Origin of the sequence: Kitasatospora sp. NPDC001539 (genome assembly GCF_040298565.1) — a bacterium.
Classification (GTDB): domain Bacteria; phylum Actinomycetota; class Actinomycetes; order Streptomycetales; family Streptomycetaceae; genus Kitasatospora.
Map to the genome: position 1 here is coordinate 19,717 of NZ_JBEPAK010000004.1, position 17,830 is coordinate 37,546.

16 protein-coding genes are annotated in these 17,830 nt (G+C 74.1%); 8 read left to right on the forward strand and 8 right to left on the reverse strand.

From position 1 onward, the window contains the following. Positions 1-71 precede the first annotated feature (71 nt). Positions 72-1,478 carry a class II fumarate hydratase gene (locus ABT247_RS01800; RefSeq protein WP_350736341.1) on the reverse strand — a complete coding sequence of 469 codons (1,407 nt, stop codon included), beginning with the start codon at positions 1,476-1,478 and terminating at the stop codon, positions 72-74. Positions 1,479-1,873: 395 nt separating this feature from the next. Between ABT247_RS01800 and ABT247_RS01805 the strand changes: the two genes are divergently transcribed. Beyond that, complete coding sequence (locus ABT247_RS01805) at positions 1,874-3,838, forward strand: cholesterol oxidase substrate-binding domain-containing protein (protein WP_350736344.1); 1,965 nt, start codon at positions 1,874-1,876, stop codon at positions 3,836-3,838. A 105-nt stretch (positions 3,839-3,943) separates the two neighbouring features. On the opposite strand, the gene ABT247_RS01810 is transcribed toward ABT247_RS01805, so the two are convergent. After that, the gene (locus tag ABT247_RS01810) at positions 3,944-4,534 is read right to left on the reverse strand and encodes a helix-turn-helix domain-containing protein (protein ID WP_350736346.1); all 591 of its coding nucleotides are present in this window, start codon (positions 4,532-4,534) and stop codon (positions 3,944-3,946) included. A 173-nt stretch (positions 4,535-4,707) separates the two neighbouring features. Between ABT247_RS01810 and ABT247_RS01815 the strand changes: the two genes are divergently transcribed. From ABT247_RS01815 to ABT247_RS01845, 7 genes are all read left to right on the forward strand, one after another. Further along, positions 4,708-5,511 (forward strand): AzlC family ABC transporter permease, encoded by an 804-nt coding sequence (locus ABT247_RS01815; protein ID WP_350736349.1) that lies wholly within the window; start codon positions 4,708-4,710, stop codon positions 5,509-5,511. After that, a complete protein-coding gene (locus tag ABT247_RS01820; RefSeq protein ID WP_502892364.1) occupies positions 5,511-5,819 on the forward strand; it encodes an AzlD domain-containing protein in 309 nt (102 codons plus the stop codon). The genes ABT247_RS01815 and ABT247_RS01820 overlap by 1 nt, the downstream gene beginning before the upstream one ends. 127 nt (positions 5,820-5,946) lie before the next feature. Then, complete coding sequence (locus tag ABT247_RS01825) at positions 5,947-7,134, forward strand: acyl-CoA dehydrogenase family protein (RefSeq protein WP_350736354.1); 1,188 nt, start codon at positions 5,947-5,949, stop codon at positions 7,132-7,134. A 73-nt stretch (positions 7,135-7,207) separates the two neighbouring features. Further along, the gene (locus ABT247_RS01830) at positions 7,208-7,582 is read left to right on the forward strand and encodes a hypothetical protein (protein ID WP_350736359.1); all 375 of its coding nucleotides are present in this window, start codon (positions 7,208-7,210) and stop codon (positions 7,580-7,582) included. Positions 7,583-7,823: 241 nt separating this feature from the next. After that, positions 7,824-8,702 (forward strand): alkaline phosphatase family protein, encoded by an 879-nt coding sequence (locus ABT247_RS01835; protein ID WP_350736362.1) that lies wholly within the window; start codon positions 7,824-7,826, stop codon positions 8,700-8,702. A 364-nt stretch (positions 8,703-9,066) separates the two neighbouring features. Continuing rightward, on the forward strand, positions 9,067-9,549 hold the full coding sequence (locus tag ABT247_RS01840; protein ID WP_350736365.1) for a hypothetical protein: 483 nt from the start codon (positions 9,067-9,069) through the stop codon (positions 9,547-9,549). A 303-nt stretch (positions 9,550-9,852) separates the two neighbouring features. Further along, complete coding sequence (locus tag ABT247_RS01845) at positions 9,853-11,178, forward strand: multidrug effflux MFS transporter (protein WP_350736368.1); 1,326 nt, start codon at positions 9,853-9,855, stop codon at positions 11,176-11,178. 66 nt (positions 11,179-11,244) lie between these two features. Here ABT247_RS01845 and ABT247_RS01850 read toward each other — a convergent pair whose 3' ends face one another. From ABT247_RS01850 to ABT247_RS01875, 6 genes are all read right to left on the reverse strand, one after another. After that, complete coding sequence (locus ABT247_RS01850) at positions 11,245-12,990, reverse strand: glycosyl hydrolase family 18 protein (protein WP_350736371.1); 1,746 nt, start codon at positions 12,988-12,990, stop codon at positions 11,245-11,247. 468 nt (positions 12,991-13,458) lie between these two features. Then, positions 13,459-14,049: a hypothetical protein gene (locus tag ABT247_RS01855; RefSeq protein WP_350736373.1), complete on the reverse strand. Its 591-nt coding sequence runs from the start codon at positions 14,047-14,049 to the stop codon at positions 13,459-13,461. 88 nt (positions 14,050-14,137) lie between these two features. Continuing rightward, complete coding sequence (locus ABT247_RS01860) at positions 14,138-15,082, reverse strand: ABC transporter substrate-binding protein (protein ID WP_350736376.1); 945 nt, start codon at positions 15,080-15,082, stop codon at positions 14,138-14,140. A gap of 49 nt (positions 15,083-15,131) precedes the next feature. Next, positions 15,132-15,809 (reverse strand): ABC transporter permease, encoded by a 678-nt coding sequence (locus ABT247_RS01865; RefSeq protein ID WP_350736379.1) that lies wholly within the window; start codon positions 15,807-15,809, stop codon positions 15,132-15,134. Next, positions 15,806-16,474 (reverse strand): ABC transporter permease, encoded by a 669-nt coding sequence (locus ABT247_RS01870; protein WP_350736382.1) that lies wholly within the window; start codon positions 16,472-16,474, stop codon positions 15,806-15,808. Before ABT247_RS01870 ends, ABT247_RS01865 begins: the two co-directional genes overlap by 4 nt. Then, positions 16,464-17,558: an ABC transporter ATP-binding protein gene (locus ABT247_RS01875; RefSeq protein WP_350736384.1), complete on the reverse strand. Its 1,095-nt coding sequence runs from the start codon at positions 17,556-17,558 to the stop codon at positions 16,464-16,466. Before ABT247_RS01875 ends, ABT247_RS01870 begins: the two co-directional genes overlap by 11 nt. Positions 17,559-17,830 lie beyond the last annotated feature (272 nt).

A 17,830-nucleotide genomic window follows, 5' to 3' on the forward strand; every position in this document is an offset into this window, starting at 1 on the left:
TGTCCGGGGCACGGAGGGCGCGAGCCCCCCGCGCCCCGGCGCACGTCCGCCCCGGAACGGTCGTGCCGGCCCTACGGGTGCGTCATCCGCAGCACGTCCAGCGCCCGGTCGAGCTGCTCCTCGGTGAGGTCGCCCCGCTCGACGTACCCGCGCTCCAGCACCACCTGACGGATCGTCTTCCGCTCGGCCAGCGCCTGCTTGGCGACCTTCGCCGCCTCCTCGTACCCGATGTACCGGTTCAGCGGCGTGACCACCGAGGGCGAGGACTCCGCGTACTCCCGCGCCCGCTCCACGTTGGCGGTGATGCCGTCCACCGTCCGGTCCGCGAGCAGCCGGGCGCTGTTGGCGAGCAGCCGCACCGACTCCAGCACGTTGCGGGCGATCACCGGGAGCATCACGTTCAGCTCGAAGTTGCCGCTCGCGCCGGCCAGCGTCACCGTCGAGTCGTTGCCCACCACCTGGGCGGCGACCATCAGCACCACCTCGGGCAGCACCGGGTTCACCTTGCCCGGCATGATGGACGAACCCGGCTGGAGGTCCGGCAGGTTGATCTCGCCGAGGCCGGTGCGCGGGCCGGAGCCCATCCACCGCAGATCGTTCGCGATCTTGGTGAACCCGACGGCCACCGTGCGCAGCTGACCGCTCAGCTCGACCAGCGCGTCGCGCGCTCCCTGCGCCTCGAAGTGGTCCCGGGCCTCGGTCAGCGGCAGGCCGGTGGCGCGCGCCACCTCCTCGATCACGGCCGCCGGGAAGCCGGGCGGGGTGTTGATGCCGGTGCCCACCGCCGTGCCGCCGAGCGGCAGCTCGGCGACCCGGGGCAGCGTCGCCAGCAGCCGCTCCCGCCCGTGCCGCACCTGCGCCGCGTAGCCGCCGAACTCCTGGCCGAGGGTGACGGGCGTGGCGTCCATCAGGTGGGTGCGGCCCGACTTGACCACCTGCGCGAACTCGACGCTCTTGCGCTCCAGGGCCTCCGCCAGGTGCTCCAGGGCCGGGATCAGGTCGTGGGTGACGGCGGCGGTCGCGGCGATGTGGATCGAGGACGGGAACACGTCGTTGGACGACTGGCTCGCGTTCACCTGGTCGTTCGGGTGGACGGGCCGCCCCAGCCGCTCGCTCGCCAGGGTGGCGATCACCTCGTTGGCGTTCATGTTGGACGAGGTGCCGGAGCCGGTCTGGAACACGTCCACCGGGAACTGGTCGTCCCACCGGCCGTCCGCGACCTCCTCGGCCGCCGCGGCGACCGCCGCGGCCGTCTCCTCGTCCAGGACCCCGAGGCGGGCGTTCACCCGGGCCGCGGCCGCCTTGATCCGGGCCAGCGCGGCGATGTGCGCGCGCTCCAGCCGCTGGCCGGACACCGGGAAGTTCTCCACCGCCCGCTGCGTCTGCGCCTGCCACTTCGCGGCGGCCGGCACCCGCACCTCGCCCATCGAGTCGTGCTCGACCCGGTACTCCTGCGGCCTCTCCCGCTCGTCACCCATCGCGCGCTGCACCTCCTGTACGGGCCGATCGGCCCGGTCACGGGTCACCGGCCGACGGATCCGTTGCGGCCCGTCGGTCCGCCGATCCTCCGGTCTGCCGATCATGGCAGCCGCGCGCGGTCCCCGGGTATTCCACCCGCGGGCGACCGATCCGGCAGCCGTAGCACGCGCCGGGCACTGGGCCACCGGGTAGCGCCGACCCCTGCCTCCGCGGGTGAGGTTCGCAGCCGTTCGTCACATGATCACTCGAAGGAGTGACATCCCGGCCGGTTCGCTCAGACGGCTGTGCGGTGCTTCGTACGCTCCTGGGCGGGGCCGGGCGGACACCGGCCCACCCCCGAGGCGCCGCGGCGCGGCCCGGGGGCACCAGTGCGGGGGCGGAGGGGCGGACCGGGATGACCACAGGGCGGACGGAACGGCACGGGGACGGCGAGGCGGACGGCCCGGGCCGGGGCCGGCGCGGCCGTGGCGGCGGGGAAGCCCCCGGCCGGGGGAGCGGCCTGAGCCGACGGCAGCTGCTCGGCGCCTCGGCCCTCGGCGGCGCGGCCTGGCTGCTGCGCGGCACCGTCGGCCCGGACGGCGCCGAGGCCGCCGCACCCGTACCGCCCGGGCTGCCCGCCGGCACCGAGCTCTACCAGCGGGTCTTCCAGAACTGGTCCGGCGAGATCCGCACCGACCAGCTGTGGACCTGCGCACCGCGCACCCCCGAGGAGGTGCCGGCGCTCGCCGACTGGGCCCACGCCAACGGCTGGCGGCTGCGCGCCACCGGCTACCGGCACACCTGGGCGCCGCTCACCGTCGCCGACGGCACCCCGGAGGACGCCCGCGTCCTGCTCCTGGACACCAGCCGGCACCTCACCGCGCTCACCGCCGACTCACCCACCACCGTCCGGGCCCAGACCGGCGCGAGCATGGAGGCGCTGCTCGCCCATCTCGCCGACCGCGGCCTCGGCCTGACGGCCTGCCCGGCCCCCGGGGACCTCACCGTGGGCGGCGTGCTCGCCATCGGCGGCCACGGCACGGCCGCCCCCGCAGGCGGCGAGCTGCGGCCGGACGGCCACGGCTACGGGTCGGTCAGCAACCAGGTGGTCCGGCTCACCGCCGTCGTCCTCGACCCCGCCACCGGCCGCTACGCGCTGCGCACCTTCGACCGCGCCGAGGCGGACAGCGCCGCCTTCCTGGTGCACCTCGGACGGGCCTTCCTCACCGAGGTGGTGCTGCGGGCAGGGGCCGACCGGCCGCTGCGCTGCGTCAGCCGGCTCGACATCCCGGCCTCCGAACTGTTCGCCCGGCCCGGCTCCGGCGGCGGTTCCGGCAGCGGCGGCGGCCTGCTCGGGGGAGTGCTCGGAGGAGTGCTGGGCGGCGGTCCGTCGGGCGGCGCCGGCCCGCGCACCCTCGCCGACTTCGTCGAGCGGGACGGCCGGGTCGAGGCGATCTGGTTCGCCTACACCGAGTACCCGTGGCTCAAGACCTGGACCGTCACCCCGACCAAGCCGCTCGCCTCCCGGGCCGTCGACCAGCCCTACAACTACCCCTTCTCGGACAGCGTCCCGGAGCCGGTGGCCCGGCTGGCCGGCCAGATCGTCGGCGGCGCCTGGGCCTCCGCCCCGCTGTTCGGCCAACTCCAGTACCTCGTCGCCAAGGTGGCGCTCACCGGCGACCTCACCGACGTCCTGCTCTCCGGCGGACTGCTGCGCGACCTGCTCACCGGCGACCTGATCACCCACCTGCTCGCCGGAGGACTACGCTCCGACCTCTGGGGCCCGTCGCGCGCCCTGCTGCAGTACGTCCGGCCCACCACCCTGCGGGTCACCGCCAACGGCTACGCGGTCCTGGCCGCGCGCGCCGACCTGCAGTGGGTGGTCAGTCAATTCGCGGACCAGTACCGGAAGTTGCTCGCCGAGTACCAGGCCCGGGGCGAGTTCCCGGTGAACGGCGCGGTGGAGATCCGGGTCACCGGCCTGGACGACCCCGGGTACGCGGGCGTCCCCGGCGCCCGGCCCCCGCTGCTGTCCGCGCTGCGGCCCCGGGCCGACCGGCCCGACTGGGACACCGCGATCTGGCTCGACGTGCTGGCCTTCCCCGGCACCCCCAGCCTGGAACGCTTCGCCCGCGACCTCGAGCAGTGGCTGCTGCGGACCTTCGACGGCACCCGGGCGGGCCTGCGGGTGGAGTGGTCCAAGGGCTGGGCCTACACCGCCGACGCGGCCTGGTCCGACCCGGACGTGATCGGCCGGGTCATCCCGGACAGCCTGCGGTCCGGCGGCGGGCCGGGCTGGGACGAGGCGGTCGCCGTGCTGGACCGGTACGACCCGCACCGGGTGTTCGGCAACCCGTTCCTGGACGGGCTGCTGAGGTAGCCGGCCGGTGCGCCCCCCGGACCGGGCGGGGCGCACCCCCGAACCGGGGACGCCCCGGGCACCCCGAACCGGGCGCGTCCCGGGCCGTCCCGGGCCGGCCGACGGTCAGATGTGCTCCATCACGATCACCGCGAGGGTGTCCGGGTCGAGCGCGCGGAACACGTGCGGGGCGTCGCCCGGGTAGCTGATGTAGTCGCCCGGGCCCAGTTCGACCGGCGCCTCGGCCGGGCCGACCAGGGCCCGGCCCGAGCCGATCATCACGTGCTCGACGGTGCCGGGCATGTGGGGGTCGGAGGCCCGGGTCTCGCCCGGCTGGGCCTCGATCCGGTAGATGTCGCGCCGGGCGTTCGGCGGGCAGGAGGCCAGTACGGTCGCCGCGTAGTTGGCCTGCTCGGAGTGGGTGACCGGGCCCTCCCCGGCCCGGAGCACCTTGACGGTCGGGCGCGGCGGGTCGACGAGCCGGCTGAACGGCACATTGAGCGCGACCCCGAGCGCCCACAGCGTCTCCACGCTGGGGTTGCCCGCGCCGGACTCCAGTTGCGACAGCGTCGACTTGGCGATGCCCGCGCGCCGGGCCAGCTCGGTCATCGACAGCCCGCTGCGTTCGCGTTCGCGCCGGATGGAGGCGGCGATCTGGCCGATCAGCTCCGTGCCGGACCCGTTGACGCCCGCGGGCTGGGCGGTCTGGTCACTCATGCTCGCCACTCACGCTTTCTTCCGGCTCCCTCGGATGCGGTGGTTGGTGCCGTTCATGCTGCCACGACCGGCCGCGAGCGCCCCGAACGTTCGCGTTGTCGTCCGGTTCGTTCGCCTTGACGAACAGCGCTGTGGGGTTCACTCTGTTGTACATGTGTTCGCTACTCCGAACAGTGGAGCGTGCCACGCTTCGTGACATCGCTCTCGTCTGTCTCGCCGACGCCCTGGTCGGCGCCTCCTTCGGCGCGATCAGCATCTCCGGTGGCCTGCCCATCTGGGTGCCGATCGCGCTCTCCGTCCTCGTCTTCGCGGGCGGCTCGCAGTTCGCGGCCGTCGGCGTGGTGCTGTCCGGCGGCGGCGCGCTCGCGGCCGTCGCCACCGGGCTGGTGCTCAACGCCCGAATGCTGCCGTTCGGGTTCGCCGTCGGCGATGTCCTCCGAGGCCCGTGGTGGCAGCGGCTGTTGGGCGCGCACCTGCTCACCGACGAGACCGCCGCGTTCGCGCTCCAGCAGCACGAGCCGCGCCGGCGCCGGGCGGTCTACTGGATCTGCGGCGTCGGACTGTTCGTGGTGTGGAACCTCGCGGTGGCGCTCGGGGCGCTCGCGGGCGGGCTGATCGGGGACACGGACGCGGTGGGCCTGGACGCGGCCTTCCCGGCGGTGCTGCTCGCGCTGGTGCTGCCCTCGCTCACCGACCGCCGGACCCGTACGGCGGCGCTGGTGGGCGCGGTCGTGGCCGTCGGGGCGACTCCGTACCTGCCGGCCGGGCTGCCGGTGCTGCTGGCGCTGGTCGGGCTGCTGTTCGCCGGGCGGCCGGGTGCGGGGGACGCCTCCTCCGGGGCCGCCGGGACCACCGGGACGTCTGCCGAGGGTGCCGGGGGTGCCGCGACGGCCGACACTGCCACGGCGGCCGACAGTGCCACGGCGGCCGGGGGTGCCGTGACGGCCGTCGGGGCCGCGAAGGGAGAGGTCCGATGATGCCGCTCTACGCCATCCTGCTGCTCGCGGCCGGGACGTACGCCTACCGGATCGCCGGGCCGCTCCTCGGGCACCGGCTGGCCCTGTCCGAGCGGCTGCGGCACCTGCTGGCCGTCGCGGCGGCGGTGTTGCTGGTCGCCCTGGTGGCGACCGGCACGCTGACCCAGGGCCACGGCTTCGCCGGGTGGGCGCGGCCGGCGGGCGTCCTGGTCGCCGGGGTGCTCGCCTGGCGCCGGGCCCCGTTCCCGGTGGTGGTCGTCGCGGGCGCCGCCACCGCCGCGCTGCTGCGGCTGTGCGGCGTGGCGTGAGGCCGGGCGGGACCTGCCCGGGCGCGCCCCGGGCCCGTGTCGTCTTCCTCACGCCTTCGCGCCCGCCCGCGGTCGGGCCGGTTGCGGGATACTCCCCGGTATCCCGCTGAGACTACAAGGAGCTTCAATGACGAAGCCGCCCCGGATCGACCCGTCCGACCTGCTCGCCGTCGGTGACCTCCTCTCCGACGAGGAGCGGCTGATCCGTGACACCGTCCGCGCGTTCACCGAGGACCGGATCCGCCCGCACATCGGCGACTGGTTCGAGCGCGGCGTCTTCCCGGCCCGTGAACTCGCCCCCGAACTCGGCGCCCTCGGCGTGCTCGGCATGCACCTCGACGGCTACGGGTGCGCCGGCGCCGGCGCCGTGGCCTACGGGGTCGCGTGCATGGAACTGGAGGCGGCCGACTCGGGGCTGCGCAGCTTCGTCTCCGTCCAGGGCTCGCTGGCGATGCGCTCGATCCACGCCTTCGGCTCCGAGGAGCAGAAGCAGCGCTGGCTGCCCGGCATGGCGGCCGGCGAACTGATCGGCTGCTTCGGCCTCACCGAGCCCGACTTCGGCTCGGACCCGGCCAACATGCGCACCCGGGCCGTCCGGAAGGGCGGCCCGAACGGCGACTGGGTGCTGTCCGGCAGCAAGATGTGGATCACCAACGGCAGCATCGCCGACGTCGCCGTGGTGTGGGCGCAGACCGAGGAGGGCGTGCGCGGCTTCCTCGTCGAGCGCGGCACCCGCGGCCTGACCGCCACCGACGTGCACGGCAAGCTCTCCCTGCGGGCCTCGGTCACCAGCGAGCTCGCCTTCGACGAGGTGGTGCTGCCCGCCGACGCCGTCCTGCCCGGGGTCACCGGACTTCGCGGACCGCTCTCCTCCCTCAACGAGGCCCGCTACGGCATCCTCTGGGGCACCGTCGGCGCCGCCCGCGACTGCTACACCGCCGCCCTCGACTACGCCAGGACCCGGATCCAGTTCGACCGCCCGATCGCCGGGTTCCAGCTCACCCAGCAGAAGCTGGTCGAGATGATGCTCGAGGTCGAGAAGGCCTACCTGGTGGCCCTGCGGATCGGCCGGCTGAAGGAGGACGGTGCGGCCCGCCCGCCGCACATCAGCTTCGGCAAGCTGAACAACGTCCGCACCGCCCTGGAGGTCGCCCGCAGCGCCCGGACCGTCCTCGGCGCGAACGGCATCACGACCGAGTACCCGGTGCTGCGGCACGCCAACAACCTGGAGTCGGTGCTCACCTACGAGGGCACCAGCGAGATCCACACCCTGGTCCTCGGCGAGGCCATCACCGGCGAGTCGGCCTACCGCTGACGGCCCCGCAGGCCCGCGGCGACCAGCGGAAACCCGGTGGCCGGGCCCCGTCGGCCCGGCTACCGTTCCCGCCATGAACGGCCAGGACACCCCGACGCCCCCGACCACCACCCTCTGGCGCCCCACCGGCCCCGAGGAGCTGGCGCTGGTCGAGGCCGCCGACTGGCGCGCCTGGCCGCCCCGGCTGCCCGAGCAGCCGATCTTCTACCCCGTCCTCAACGAGGACTACGCGATCCGGATCGCCCGCGACTGGAACGTGCCCGCCTCCGGTGCCGGTTACGTCACGCGCTTCAGGGTCGAGAGCGACTTCCTCGCCCGCTACCCCGTGCAACGGGCGGGCGGTCGGACGATCCTCGAGCTCTGGGTCCCGGCGGAGGAGTTGGCGGAGTTCAACCGGCACATCGTCGGCCGGATCGAGGTCGTCCACGAGTTCCGGCCACAGGCCTGAACGGCGGGTGCGGTCACGGGGGGAGGGGGAGGGGGCGCCTGGGCGCCACGGTGGCGGAGCACCGGAGCACCGGAGCACCGGCGGTCCTCCGGCGGCGGCTTTCCGGCTTCCCGACACCTCCCGGACACCTGCTGTTCGATGCGACGATGCCGGGCGGTACGGCAGGCCGTGAAGCATGGCGCGGTCGGCGGCGCCCTCGGCGGGCGCGGCCGGGCGTGCACGACCGAAAGGAAGCCCCACCATGTCCGCAGCCCCGTGGCCCCGTCCCCGCGTGCTGGTCGTCGGGATCGACGGAGTCCGCCACGACTACCTGGCCGAGGTGGCGATGCCGCGGCTCCAGGAGGTCGCCGAGGCCGGGTTCCTGGTGCCGGTGACCGTCGCGGACACCACGCCCACCATGTCCGGGCCCTGCTGGGCCACCATCGTGACCGGTGTCGAGCCCGCCAAGCACGGCGTCTGGGGCAACCACCTGGCCGGCAACCGACTCGACGTCTTCCCCGACTTCGCCACCCGCCTGAACCGCGGCGACCGCCGCCGCACCTTCGTCGCGGCCGGCTGGGACCCGCTGATGATCAACGAGTCCGGCGGCCCGCTGTTCCGCGCTCCCGGCAGGCTCTCGTACGTCGCCCCGGCCGAGGACACCCCCGAGGCCTGGGAAGCCGTCGACGAGGAGGTCACCCGGGAGGCCGTGCACGTCCTCTCCACCGCCGACCCCGAGGCCTCCTTCGTCTACCTCGGCGCCGTCGACGAGACCGCCCACTTCCTCGGCTGCGGCGAGGAGTACCGCGCCTCCATGCGCACCGCCGACGAGCGCCTCGGCCGGCTGCTCGACGCCGTCCGCGGCCGGTCCACCCACGCCGAGGAGCAGTGGACCGTCATCGTCGTCACCGACCACGGACACGTCGACGCCGGCGGCCACGGCGGCCGCAGCGTCGAGGAGCGGACCGCCTGGATCGCCTGCGCCGGGCACGGCATCCCGGCCGGGCCGCCCACCGGGGAGATCCGCCACCCGGACGTCGCCGCCCAGGTGTACGCCTCCCTGCTGCGCCCCATCGATCCGCACTGGACCCTCGACGGGCGGCCCTTCCCGGTGGCCCGGCCGGTGCCCGCGCTGTCCTGACCTGTCGCCGCGCCGTCCGGCGGGTCGGTCCGGTGGGTCCGTCCGGCGGAGCTGCTTCGGAGGTGGCGCCTGCTCCGAGTGCAGCAGGCGGGGCTGCGGCGGGCGCGCGATGGGGTCAGGCTCGATCGCGAGCCCGAGCGGCTATCCAGGGGCCGGGCGGCGGGACGTACGCCTGAAGGTGGAGACGCTACCCCGTGGGTCGGAGTCGAGGCCACGACCTCGTGGTGACGATCCGAAGGTGCCGCCCGGGCCACGATAGGGACACCCGGACGGCGGACGGCTCCGCGGGACGGGTCCGGCGGGGCCGGTGACGGCCCGCCGGGAACCGACACATCGGCACCGGACACGGAGAGGGCAGTCGGACATGAAGGGCATCGTGAGCAAGGTCGCGCTGGGAGTCGCGGGCACCGGCATGGCCGTCGCCGTGGCGGCCGTGGCAGTCGGCCCGCGCGTGTCCGAGTGGTGGGACGGGCGGCACCAGGAGCAGGCCTCGTACGAGAGCGGCTCCCAGGCCAAGGCCGACCGCCGCTCGATGCCGTCCTGGCTGCCGGACAACGCCTCCTCGGTGAAGTACCTGATGTCCACCACGGGCGACGACCGCCTGCTGCGCGCCACCCTCCCCGACGGCCGACTGCCCGCCGGCTGCACCGCCGGCGCGCCGGGGAAGGGGCGGCACCCGATCCCGGTCTCGCTCAGGGCCGGCTGGTTCCCGGAGGACGTCGCGACCAAGGTGTCCGGCACCTGCGGGCACTACGACGTGACCCTGACCGGCAACCAGCTCTTCGCGTGGCAGGACGGCGCGGCCCTGCAGGCGGCCCTGCGGGCCGAGCGCGTCGCCAAGAACTGAGGCCGCCGGCCGGACGCCGGCCCCGGATCAGCCGTCCCGGCCGGGCGTGGAGCGGCCCGCCGGGCACCGGAAGGTGCGGGCGGGCCGTCGTCGTGCGCGCGGCAGCAGACGCGCCGCGCGGCGTACGGCAGAGGCGCGCGGTAGGAGGCGCGCCGCGCGAACCGGGTGGCGCGGAGCACGGGCGGGTGGCCGTCTTCCGCCGGAAGGAGCGACCCGGGCACGCCCCTGCCGTCGTCTTTCCGGCCGGACTGCGATAGGACGGATCGCGAACGAATCCCCGTCATCGCGTCCCCGAGGAGAGCCATGCCAGGACCGACCGTCGGCCCCGGCGGCGACACGTCGACCGCTCCCGCAGCCCCGCCCGGAACCCCCTCCGTCATCGGCCGGGCCGCTGCCGGCCGGGCGACGATCGCGGTCCTGGGCGGCCTCGCCGCCCTCGGCCCGCTCACCACCGACCTCTACCTCCCCGGCCTGCCCGCGATCGCCGAGGACCTGACGGCCGAACCGGCGGCCGTCCAACTCACCCTCACCTCCTCGATGTTCGGGGTCGCGGCCGGCCAGCTCCTGTTCGGTCCGCTCAGCGACCGCTTCGGGCGCCGCCCGCCGCTGCTCGTGGGACTGGTCGTCTACACGGTGTCGAGCGTGGTGTGCGTGCTCGCGCCGGACCTGGCGGTGCTGGTCGCCGCCCGCTTCGTCCAGGGCGCGGCGGGCTCGGCGGGGCTGGTCATCGGGCGGGCCGTCGCCCGGGACCGCTTCCAGGGCGTGGCGATGCTGCGCTTCCTCGCCTCGATCGCGCTGATATCCGGACTGGCGCCGATCCTCGCCCCGATCATCGGTGCCCAGCTGATGCGCTTCACCTCGTGGCGCGGCACCTTCGGCGCGCTGACGGCCCTCGGCCTGCTGCTCGCCCTGGCCGCGTTCGGCGCGCTGCGCGAGACGCTGCCGCCGCAGGCCCGGGACGGCGGCGGGGTGGGCGCGGCGTTGCGGACCATCGGGCGGCTGCTGCGCCGACTGCCCTTCCTGGGGCTGGCGTTGACCAGCTCGCTGTCCTTCGGCGCGCTGTTCGGCTACATCAGCGGGTCATCGACGGTGCTGCAGCAGGTCTACCAGGTCTCGCCGCAGGCCTACAGCCTGCTGTTCGGGCTGAACTCGCTGTCGATCGTCGTCGTGACCCAGCTGAACGGGCGGGTGCTGGCCGCGCGGTTCACGGCGCGGGCGCTGATGCTGGGCGGCCTTGCCGTGGTGCTGGCGGCGGGGGTGGCGCTGGTCCTGCTGACGGGCGTGTGGGACCTCGGGCTGGTCGGGTTCTGCGTGCCGCTCTTCGTGCTGATGGGTGGTCTCGGGGTGGTCCTGCCGAACGCGGCGGCCCAGGCGTTGAGCCTGGTCGAGCCGCGGGTCGCGGGGACGGCCTCGGCGCTGCTGGGGACCGGCAACTTCCTGTGCGGCGCGCTGGTCGCACCGCTGAGCAGTCTCGGCGGACGGCCGTCGGCGGTGCTGCTGGCGGTGGTGGTGCTGGCGTGCGGGGTGCTGGCGCTGCTGGCGTACGTGACGCTGTGCCGGACGGCCACGGCGACGGCGGGCGCCGGACGCCGGACGGACGGCGGGGCAGGGGGAACGGCGAACGGGTGACGGCTGACAGGCCTCGAGGCCCGCCAGCCGTCACCCGTGGCAACTCCCGCTGCCCGGCCTCGACCGTCAGGCGATCGAGAAGTCGTCCCCGTAGACGCTGCCCTGCCCGTACCAGCCGTGCAGGTACACCGTCACGGTGCCGGAGGCGCCGGTGGTGAACGGCACGGACAGCTTGGTCCAGCCGGAAGACCCCGGGGTCCAGGTGCTGGCGGTGGCGCCGCCGCTGACGCCGATGTAGGCGTAGCTGCCCTGCACCCAGCCGCTCAGGGTGTAGCTGGTGTTGGGCTTCAGCGTCACGCTCTGCCCGCACTCACCGGTCTGGCTCGCGCCGGCCGCGGCCTGGAGGGCGTGGGAGCCGGCGTGGACCGGGCTGGAGACCACGCCCCCGCCGCTCTGGCAGGTCCAGGGCGCCAGGCTGCCGGTCTCCAGGTCCCCGTTGACCAGGCCGGTGGACGGGGCGGTCCCGGTCACGGTCAGCGAGTAGCTCGTGCTGTGGCTGCCGGAGGGCCCGGTGGCGGTCACGGTCAGCGGGTAGGTGCCCGGCGCGGCCGCGGAGGTGGTGGAAACGGTGAGCGTGGCGCTGCCGCCCGCGGTGACGCTGCCGGGGCTGACCCCGGCCGTGACGCCCGCCGGCGCGCCGCTCACCGAGAGGCTCAGGCTCTGCGCCGAACCGGCCGTCACCGCCGTCGAGATGCTCGCGGAGGTGGACGAACCGGCCTTGACCGTGCCCGAGCCGGGGTTCACCGCGACCGAGAAGTCGTTGGTCGTGGTCGAGCCGCTGGTGAAGGGCGCGAAGGTGTGGGTGAAGTCCCAGGTGTTCTGGCTGATGCCGGAGCAGGAGTCGTCGCCGCCCTTGCCCGGACACCCGCCGTTGTCGCGCTGGAGCGCCCAGAAGGACAGCGTGTTGATGCCCTTCGACACTGCCCAGTTGTAGACCGTGGCCGCGTTCGCCACCGTGAAGGTCTCGGCCGCGCCGTAGTCGTCGATGCCGACCATCTCGGTGATCCCGATCGAACCCCACAGCTGCGCCGGGGTCTTGGACGGGTAGAGCTTGGCGAGCTGGTTGTACAGGCCCTGCGCGGAGGTCTGGGTGTCGGCCGCCATGTCGTGGGTGGCGCCGTCGTAGTAGTCGAAGGTCATCATGTTGACGACGTCGATCCGCGCGTTGTTGCTGACCGCGTTCCTCAGCACCGCGAGACCGTTGTCGGCCAGACCGCTGGTGGTGGTCGGCAGCGTGTACGAGAACTGGACGGTGCGGCCCTTGGTCGCGGCCCAGTCCTGCACCAGCTTGATGGCCTTGTTCCGGCGGTCGATCCCGGCGGTGTTGGTCAGCGAGTTGTCCTCGATGTCGAGGTCGATCCGGCTGATGTCGTAGGTGGTCACGAGGTTCTCGTAGGCGGCCGCGATCTGGTTGACGTCGGTGCAGCTGTCGGCCAGCTCGGTGCCGGTGTTGTCGGCGGTGTAGCCGCCGAAGGAGGGGATGACGTCCCCGCCGTTGGCCCGGATGGCGGCGATGTCGGAGCCGAAGGTCGAGGAGGAGACCGGCATCGAGGCGTCGCCGTTCCAGTACGGCGTGCAGGAGCCCTTGGTGGCGGCCTGAAGGAAGGCCATGGTCAGGTACTTGGCGCCGGACTGCGAGGCCAGCGTGGCGGGGCTCTGGCCCGTCCAGGCCTCGAAGTAGGGGGCGAACACCCGGCTGGGGAGCGGGGTGGCGGCCTGGGCGCTGCCCGTTCCGGCGGCGACCAGTCCGGCCGAGGCGGCCAGGGTGGCACAGGCCGTCAGCGCGGCCTGGACGGTTCTGCGTAGACGCATGGGTCCTCCAACAGACGTGGTGGGGCAGGACGTTGGGGAGATCGGGCGCGGGTCGGGGCGTCGGCGGCCGTGTGGGGTCGGCCGGGCGGGCCCCGGTCCGGCTCGCGGTGCGGACACGGGGGTGTACGGGTGCCCGCCACTCGCGCGGAGGCGGGCGACGGTGCGCACGTGCGCACGCCGTACGCGGCGGGGGCGGGGCGGAGCGGGGCAGGGCGGTGCCTCAGCCGCCGGTGGACACACCCCCACAGTGCATTCCGGTCGGATCGACATGCATATGGTTGGACTAGACCACAGGTCTGTCAAGCGACCTAACTGTTCGTCAGCATACGGCCCGGGCCGGCGAAGGCGGCGGACGAGCCGGAAAAAACGCCGGTGGCCGCGCACCCGGCGGGCGGGGCGCGGCCACGGCTGCCCGGCGCTCAGGACGCCGGGCGGTTCCAGGGGCTGGACGGTTCTGGGCGAAAGCTCCTACCGCGGCGACGGGCAGAGGGTGGCGCGCAGCGCGTCGTTGATCTTCGCGGCGGTGTCGGGGCCGAAACCCTGCGGGTGGTCGGGCGAGGTGAAGTTCCGATCGGCCAGTTCGACCAGCTTCGCGGTGTCCTTGGGGAACTGGTACATCGACTGGCACTGCTTGCGCGCCTGTTCCACCGCCTGGTCGGGCTTGCCGCCGACGATCGCCGGGTCGATCGCGTTCAGTGCCGCCACGACCTTGCCGGTGGCGTCGGCGTCCGGCTTGGGGGGCAGCCCGGCGTCGGCGGGCGGCGCGGGCTTGGCCGGGGCCGAGGCGTCCGGGCCGGGCGCGGAGGCGCCGGGCGGGGAGCCGGCGGGCGCTCCGGTGGCACCGTCCGCGGCGCCGGTCCCCGACGGTGCGGGGGCTGCGGGTGTCGAGCCGGGCGAGGCGGGCGAGCCGCTCGAGGCGGCGGCCGCGGCGGCGGAGGTGGGGGCACCGGCCGCGGTGGTGGCTTTGTCCGAGCCTGCGCCCGATCCCGAGCTGGAGCAGGCAGCGAGGCTCACCGCGGCGAGTGCCGTGAGGGTGGCGGCGAGGAGACGAGTGCGCATGGGCGCCACACTGTCATGTTCGCGGCGCCGAAGGGAAGGCCCGCCGCCCGGCCGGGGGCGGCGGGCCCTGCCCGCGCGTACCGTCGGATCAGGCGAGCCCGTTGGCCTTCAGCCAGTCCTCGGCCACCGTCGACGGGTCCTCCTTGTCGACCGCGACCCGCTTCATCAGCGCCGTCAGTCCGGCGGTGTCCAGCTTGGCCGACACCGCGTTCAGCGCCGCCGTCGCGGTGGCGTCCACACCCGCCTTGTTGACCAGCGGGGTGACGTTCTGCGCCCCGAAGACGTTCTTCGGGTCGGTCAGCGGGACGAGCTTGTACTGGACGATCTTCGGATCGGTGGTGAACACGTTGCCGACCTGGACGCCGCCGTCCTTGAGCGCGTTCGCCGTGGTGTCGGCGGTGGGCTTCCACTCCTTGAAGGTCAGCCCGTAGACGTCCTTGAACTGCTGCTCGCGGCGGGACTTGAACTCCGGCGGGCCGCCGATGGTGAACTCCCCGGCCTTGGCGGCGAGGTCGGAGATGCTCTTGAGGTTGTACTTGTCGGCGGTCTCCTGCGTGACGCTGAGCGAGTCCTTGTCCTCGGCGGGGGAGGAGTCGAGGATGCCCAGCGAGGCGGGCAGCGCCTTGGCCAGTGCCGCGTTCACGTCCTGGGTGGTGACGGCGGTGGCCCGGGAGTCCAGGTAGGCGAGCAGCGCTCCGTTGTACTCCGGCAGGACGGTCAGGTTGCCGCTCTGCAGCTGGCCGTAGAGCACCTCGCGGCTGCCGATGTTGAACTTCTCCTGGACCTTGACGCCCTTGGCCTTGAGCGCCCGCGAGTAGATCGAGCCGAGCAGGACGTTCTCCGGGAAGTTCGCCGAGCCGACCACGACCGTCGAGCCGGAGCCGCCACCGGCCCCGGTGGCGCCGGCGCCCGCCGCGGAGCTCGAACCGCCGCCGAGCGGGTTGCTGCTGCTGGAGGAGGAGCCGCAGGCCGTGGCGCCCAGGGCGAGCGCGGCGAGGGTGGCGAGGAGGACGGCGCGCCGGCCTCTCTTCATCGTCGACATGGTGACAGTTGTCCTTCCGGAGCGGATGGGGAGGAGGGCCTCAACGGGCCTGGCGTTGGGCGCGCACCCCGGGCGGGAGCGCGAACCGGGCCAGCAGGGCGAAGAACAGCTGGGCGCCGACCGCCAGCAGCACCACCAGCAGGGCGCCGCCCACGGTCACCGCGTACTGGCGGGTGGCCAGGCCGTCGATCACGTAGCGGCCGAGGCCGCCGAGGCCGACGTAGGCGGCCACCGTGGCGGTCGCGATCACCTGGACGGTCGCGGTGCGGAAGCCCGCGAGCAGGGTCGGCGCCCCCGAGGGCAGGCAGACCTGGAAGAGCACCTGCGGGTGGGTCAGCCCGATGCCGCGTGCGGCGTCCCGGACGTCCGGGTCGGTGCCCCGCACGCCCTCGACGGCCGCCACCAGAAGCGGTGGGGCGGCGAGCGCCACCAGCGGGACCAGCACGGCGGTGTCGCCGACCCCGGCGAGCAGCACCGCCAGCGTCACCAGGCCGAGCGTGGGCAGCGCACGGGCGGCGCCGGCCAGCGCGGTGACGGCGGTGACGCCGCGTCCGGTGTAGCCGATCAGCAGACCGAGCGGCACCGCCAGCAGGGCGGCGAAGAGCAGGGCCTCGCCGGAGAGCAGCAGGTGCTCGCTCACCCGGTGCACGATCGAGTCCGGGCCGCTGCGGCGGTCCGGGGCGGAGAAGAAGTCGCTCAGCCAGTCGAGCCAGTTCACGAGCCCGCCCCCTTCTCCCGGACGGCCCACGGCGCGAGCAGCCGCCGCGCGGCCACCAGCAGCAGGTCGACGGCCAGCGCGAGCACGGCGATCAACACGATGCCCGCCACGATCGGGGTCGGGAAGGTCCGCTGGAAGCCGTCGATGAACAGGTAGCCGAGGCCGCCGCGCCCGACCAGCGCGCCGACGCTGGCCAGCGAGATGCTGGACACCGCGGCGACCCGCAGCCCGGCGATCAGGTACGGCGTGGCGGCCGGCAGTTCGACCGCGGTCAGCCGGTGCCACGGCCCGTAGCCCATCGCGGTGGCCGCCTGCCGGACGGCCTCGGGCACGGCGCGCAGCCCGTCCACGGTGGTCGGCAGCAGCACGGCGAGGGCGTAGAAGGTGAGCGGGATCATCACGGTGGCCTGGGTGGCGAGCCCGGTGTACGGGATCAGCACCACGAACACGGCCAGCGAGGGGAGTGCGTAGACGATGTTGAAGACGGCGGAGAGCGGCTGGTACAGCCGGGGGAACCGGGCGCAGGCCAGACCGAGCGGGACGGCCAGCAGCAGGCCGATCAGGACGGGCACCAGGGCGATCAGGGCGTGGTCGGCGAGCAGGTGCCCGAGGTAGCCGAGGTGGTCGCCGATCCAGTACCAGCGGACGATCGGTTCATCGTCCACCGTCGGCTCCGTCCGTCCCGATGTCCTTCCGGGCGGCGCCCTCGGGCCGGTCGGCGGGGGCGAGCGCGGCGAGGATCGCCTCGCGGTTCGCGGTGCCCACCGCCCGGCCCTCGGCGTCCAGCGCCACCGCGACCCCGGCCGGTGAGAGCACGGCGGCGTCCAGGGCGGTGCGCAGGGTGTCGCGGTCCGGGTGGTAGGCGGCCACCGGCTGCAGGCCGGCGGTGACGGCGCCGCGGTCGATCCAGCCGATCGGGCGGAGCTCGTCGTCCAGGGTCAACTCCCAGCCGTCGTACCGGACGGCCTCGCCCAGCGGGCGCAGCCGGACGTCGCTCGCGGGGCGCAGCCCCAGACCGCGCAGGCCCCGGTCGCGGCCGAGGAAGGCGGCGACGCCGTCGTCGGCGGGGGCGGTGAGCAGGGTGTGGGGGTCGGCCAGCTGGGCGATCCGGCCGTGCTCGCGCAGCACCACGACCTGGTCGCCGAGCCGGACGGCCTCCTCGATGTCGTGGGTCACGAACAGCACCGTCTTGTGCAGTTCGGACTGCAGCCGCAGCAGTTCCTCCTGGAGCCCGGCCCGCACCACCGGGTCGACCGCGCTGAACGGCTCGTCCATCAGCAGCACCGGCGGGTCGGCGGCCAGCGCGCGGGCCACGCCGACGCGTTGCTGCTGACCCCCGGAGAGCTGGAACGGATAGCGCTTGGCGGTCTCCGGGGCGAGCCCGACCAGTTCGAGCAGTTCCGCGGCCCGGGCGCGGGCCTTCTTGCGGTCCCAGCCGAGGAGGTAGGGGACGGTGGCGATGTTGTCGATCACCTTGCGGTGCGGGAAGAGCCCGGCCTGCTGGATCACGTACCCGATGCCGCGGCGCAGCTTGGCGGGCTCCAGGCCGGCGACGTCGGCACCGTCCAGCAGGACCCGGCCCGAGGTGGGCTCGATCATCCGGTTGACCATGCGCAGCAGCGTGGTCTTGCCGCAGCCGGACGGTCCGACCAGGACGGTTATCCGACCGGTGGGGACCTCCAGGTCCAGGCCCTCGACGGCGATGGTGCCGTCGGGGTGGCGCTTGCCGGCGCCGTCGAATCTGATCACGGGGTGTTTCCTCGTCAGGGCGCCCCGGGGTGGCGGCGTCTGTGTCGTTCGGTCGTTCGGTCTGTGTCGTTCGGTCGGGCCGTGTGCTCGGGCCGAGGGGTCGGGCTGGTCGGTCGGGGTCGTACGGTCGGGTCGTTCGGTTGGCGGCGGCTCCGACCGCCCGGGCGTTCTTCCGCCCGCGTGGCTGCCCAGCTTCAGACCGGCGGAAACTCTGATCAGACTATGACCTGCGTCATCTCCTGTCCGTGATTTACCGTACGGCACACGCCGTC

Excerpts from the sequence above, each read along its gene's own strand:
- ABT247_RS01800 (WP_350736341.1), bottom strand. The coding sequence starts at position 1,478 with ATGGGTGACGAGCGGGAGAGGCCGCAGGAGTACCGGGTCGAGCACGAC.
- ABT247_RS01805 (WP_350736344.1), top strand. The coding sequence starts at position 1,874 with ATGACCACAGGGCGGACGGAACGGCACGGGGACGGCGAGGCGGACGGC.
- ABT247_RS01810 (WP_350736346.1), bottom strand. The coding sequence starts at position 4,534 with ATGAGTGACCAGACCGCCCAGCCCGCGGGCGTCAACGGGTCCGGCACG.
- ABT247_RS01820 (WP_502892364.1), top strand. The coding sequence starts at position 5,511 with ATGCCGCTCTACGCCATCCTGCTGCTCGCGGCCGGGACGTACGCCTAC.
- ABT247_RS01825 (WP_350736354.1), top strand. The coding sequence starts at position 5,947 with ATGACGAAGCCGCCCCGGATCGACCCGTCCGACCTGCTCGCCGTCGGT.
- ABT247_RS01830 (WP_350736359.1), top strand. The coding sequence starts at position 7,208 with ATGAACGGCCAGGACACCCCGACGCCCCCGACCACCACCCTCTGGCGC.
- ABT247_RS01835 (WP_350736362.1), top strand. The coding sequence starts at position 7,824 with ATGTCCGCAGCCCCGTGGCCCCGTCCCCGCGTGCTGGTCGTCGGGATC.
- ABT247_RS01840 (WP_350736365.1), top strand. The coding sequence starts at position 9,067 with ATGAAGGGCATCGTGAGCAAGGTCGCGCTGGGAGTCGCGGGCACCGGC.
- ABT247_RS01845 (WP_350736368.1), top strand. The coding sequence starts at position 9,853 with ATGCCAGGACCGACCGTCGGCCCCGGCGGCGACACGTCGACCGCTCCC.
- ABT247_RS01850 (WP_350736371.1), bottom strand. The coding sequence starts at position 12,990 with ATGCGTCTACGCAGAACCGTCCAGGCCGCGCTGACGGCCTGTGCCACC.
- ABT247_RS01855 (WP_350736373.1), bottom strand. The coding sequence starts at position 14,049 with ATGCGCACTCGTCTCCTCGCCGCCACCCTCACGGCACTCGCCGCGGTG.
- ABT247_RS01860 (WP_350736376.1), bottom strand. The coding sequence starts at position 15,082 with ATGAAGAGAGGCCGGCGCGCCGTCCTCCTCGCCACCCTCGCCGCGCTC.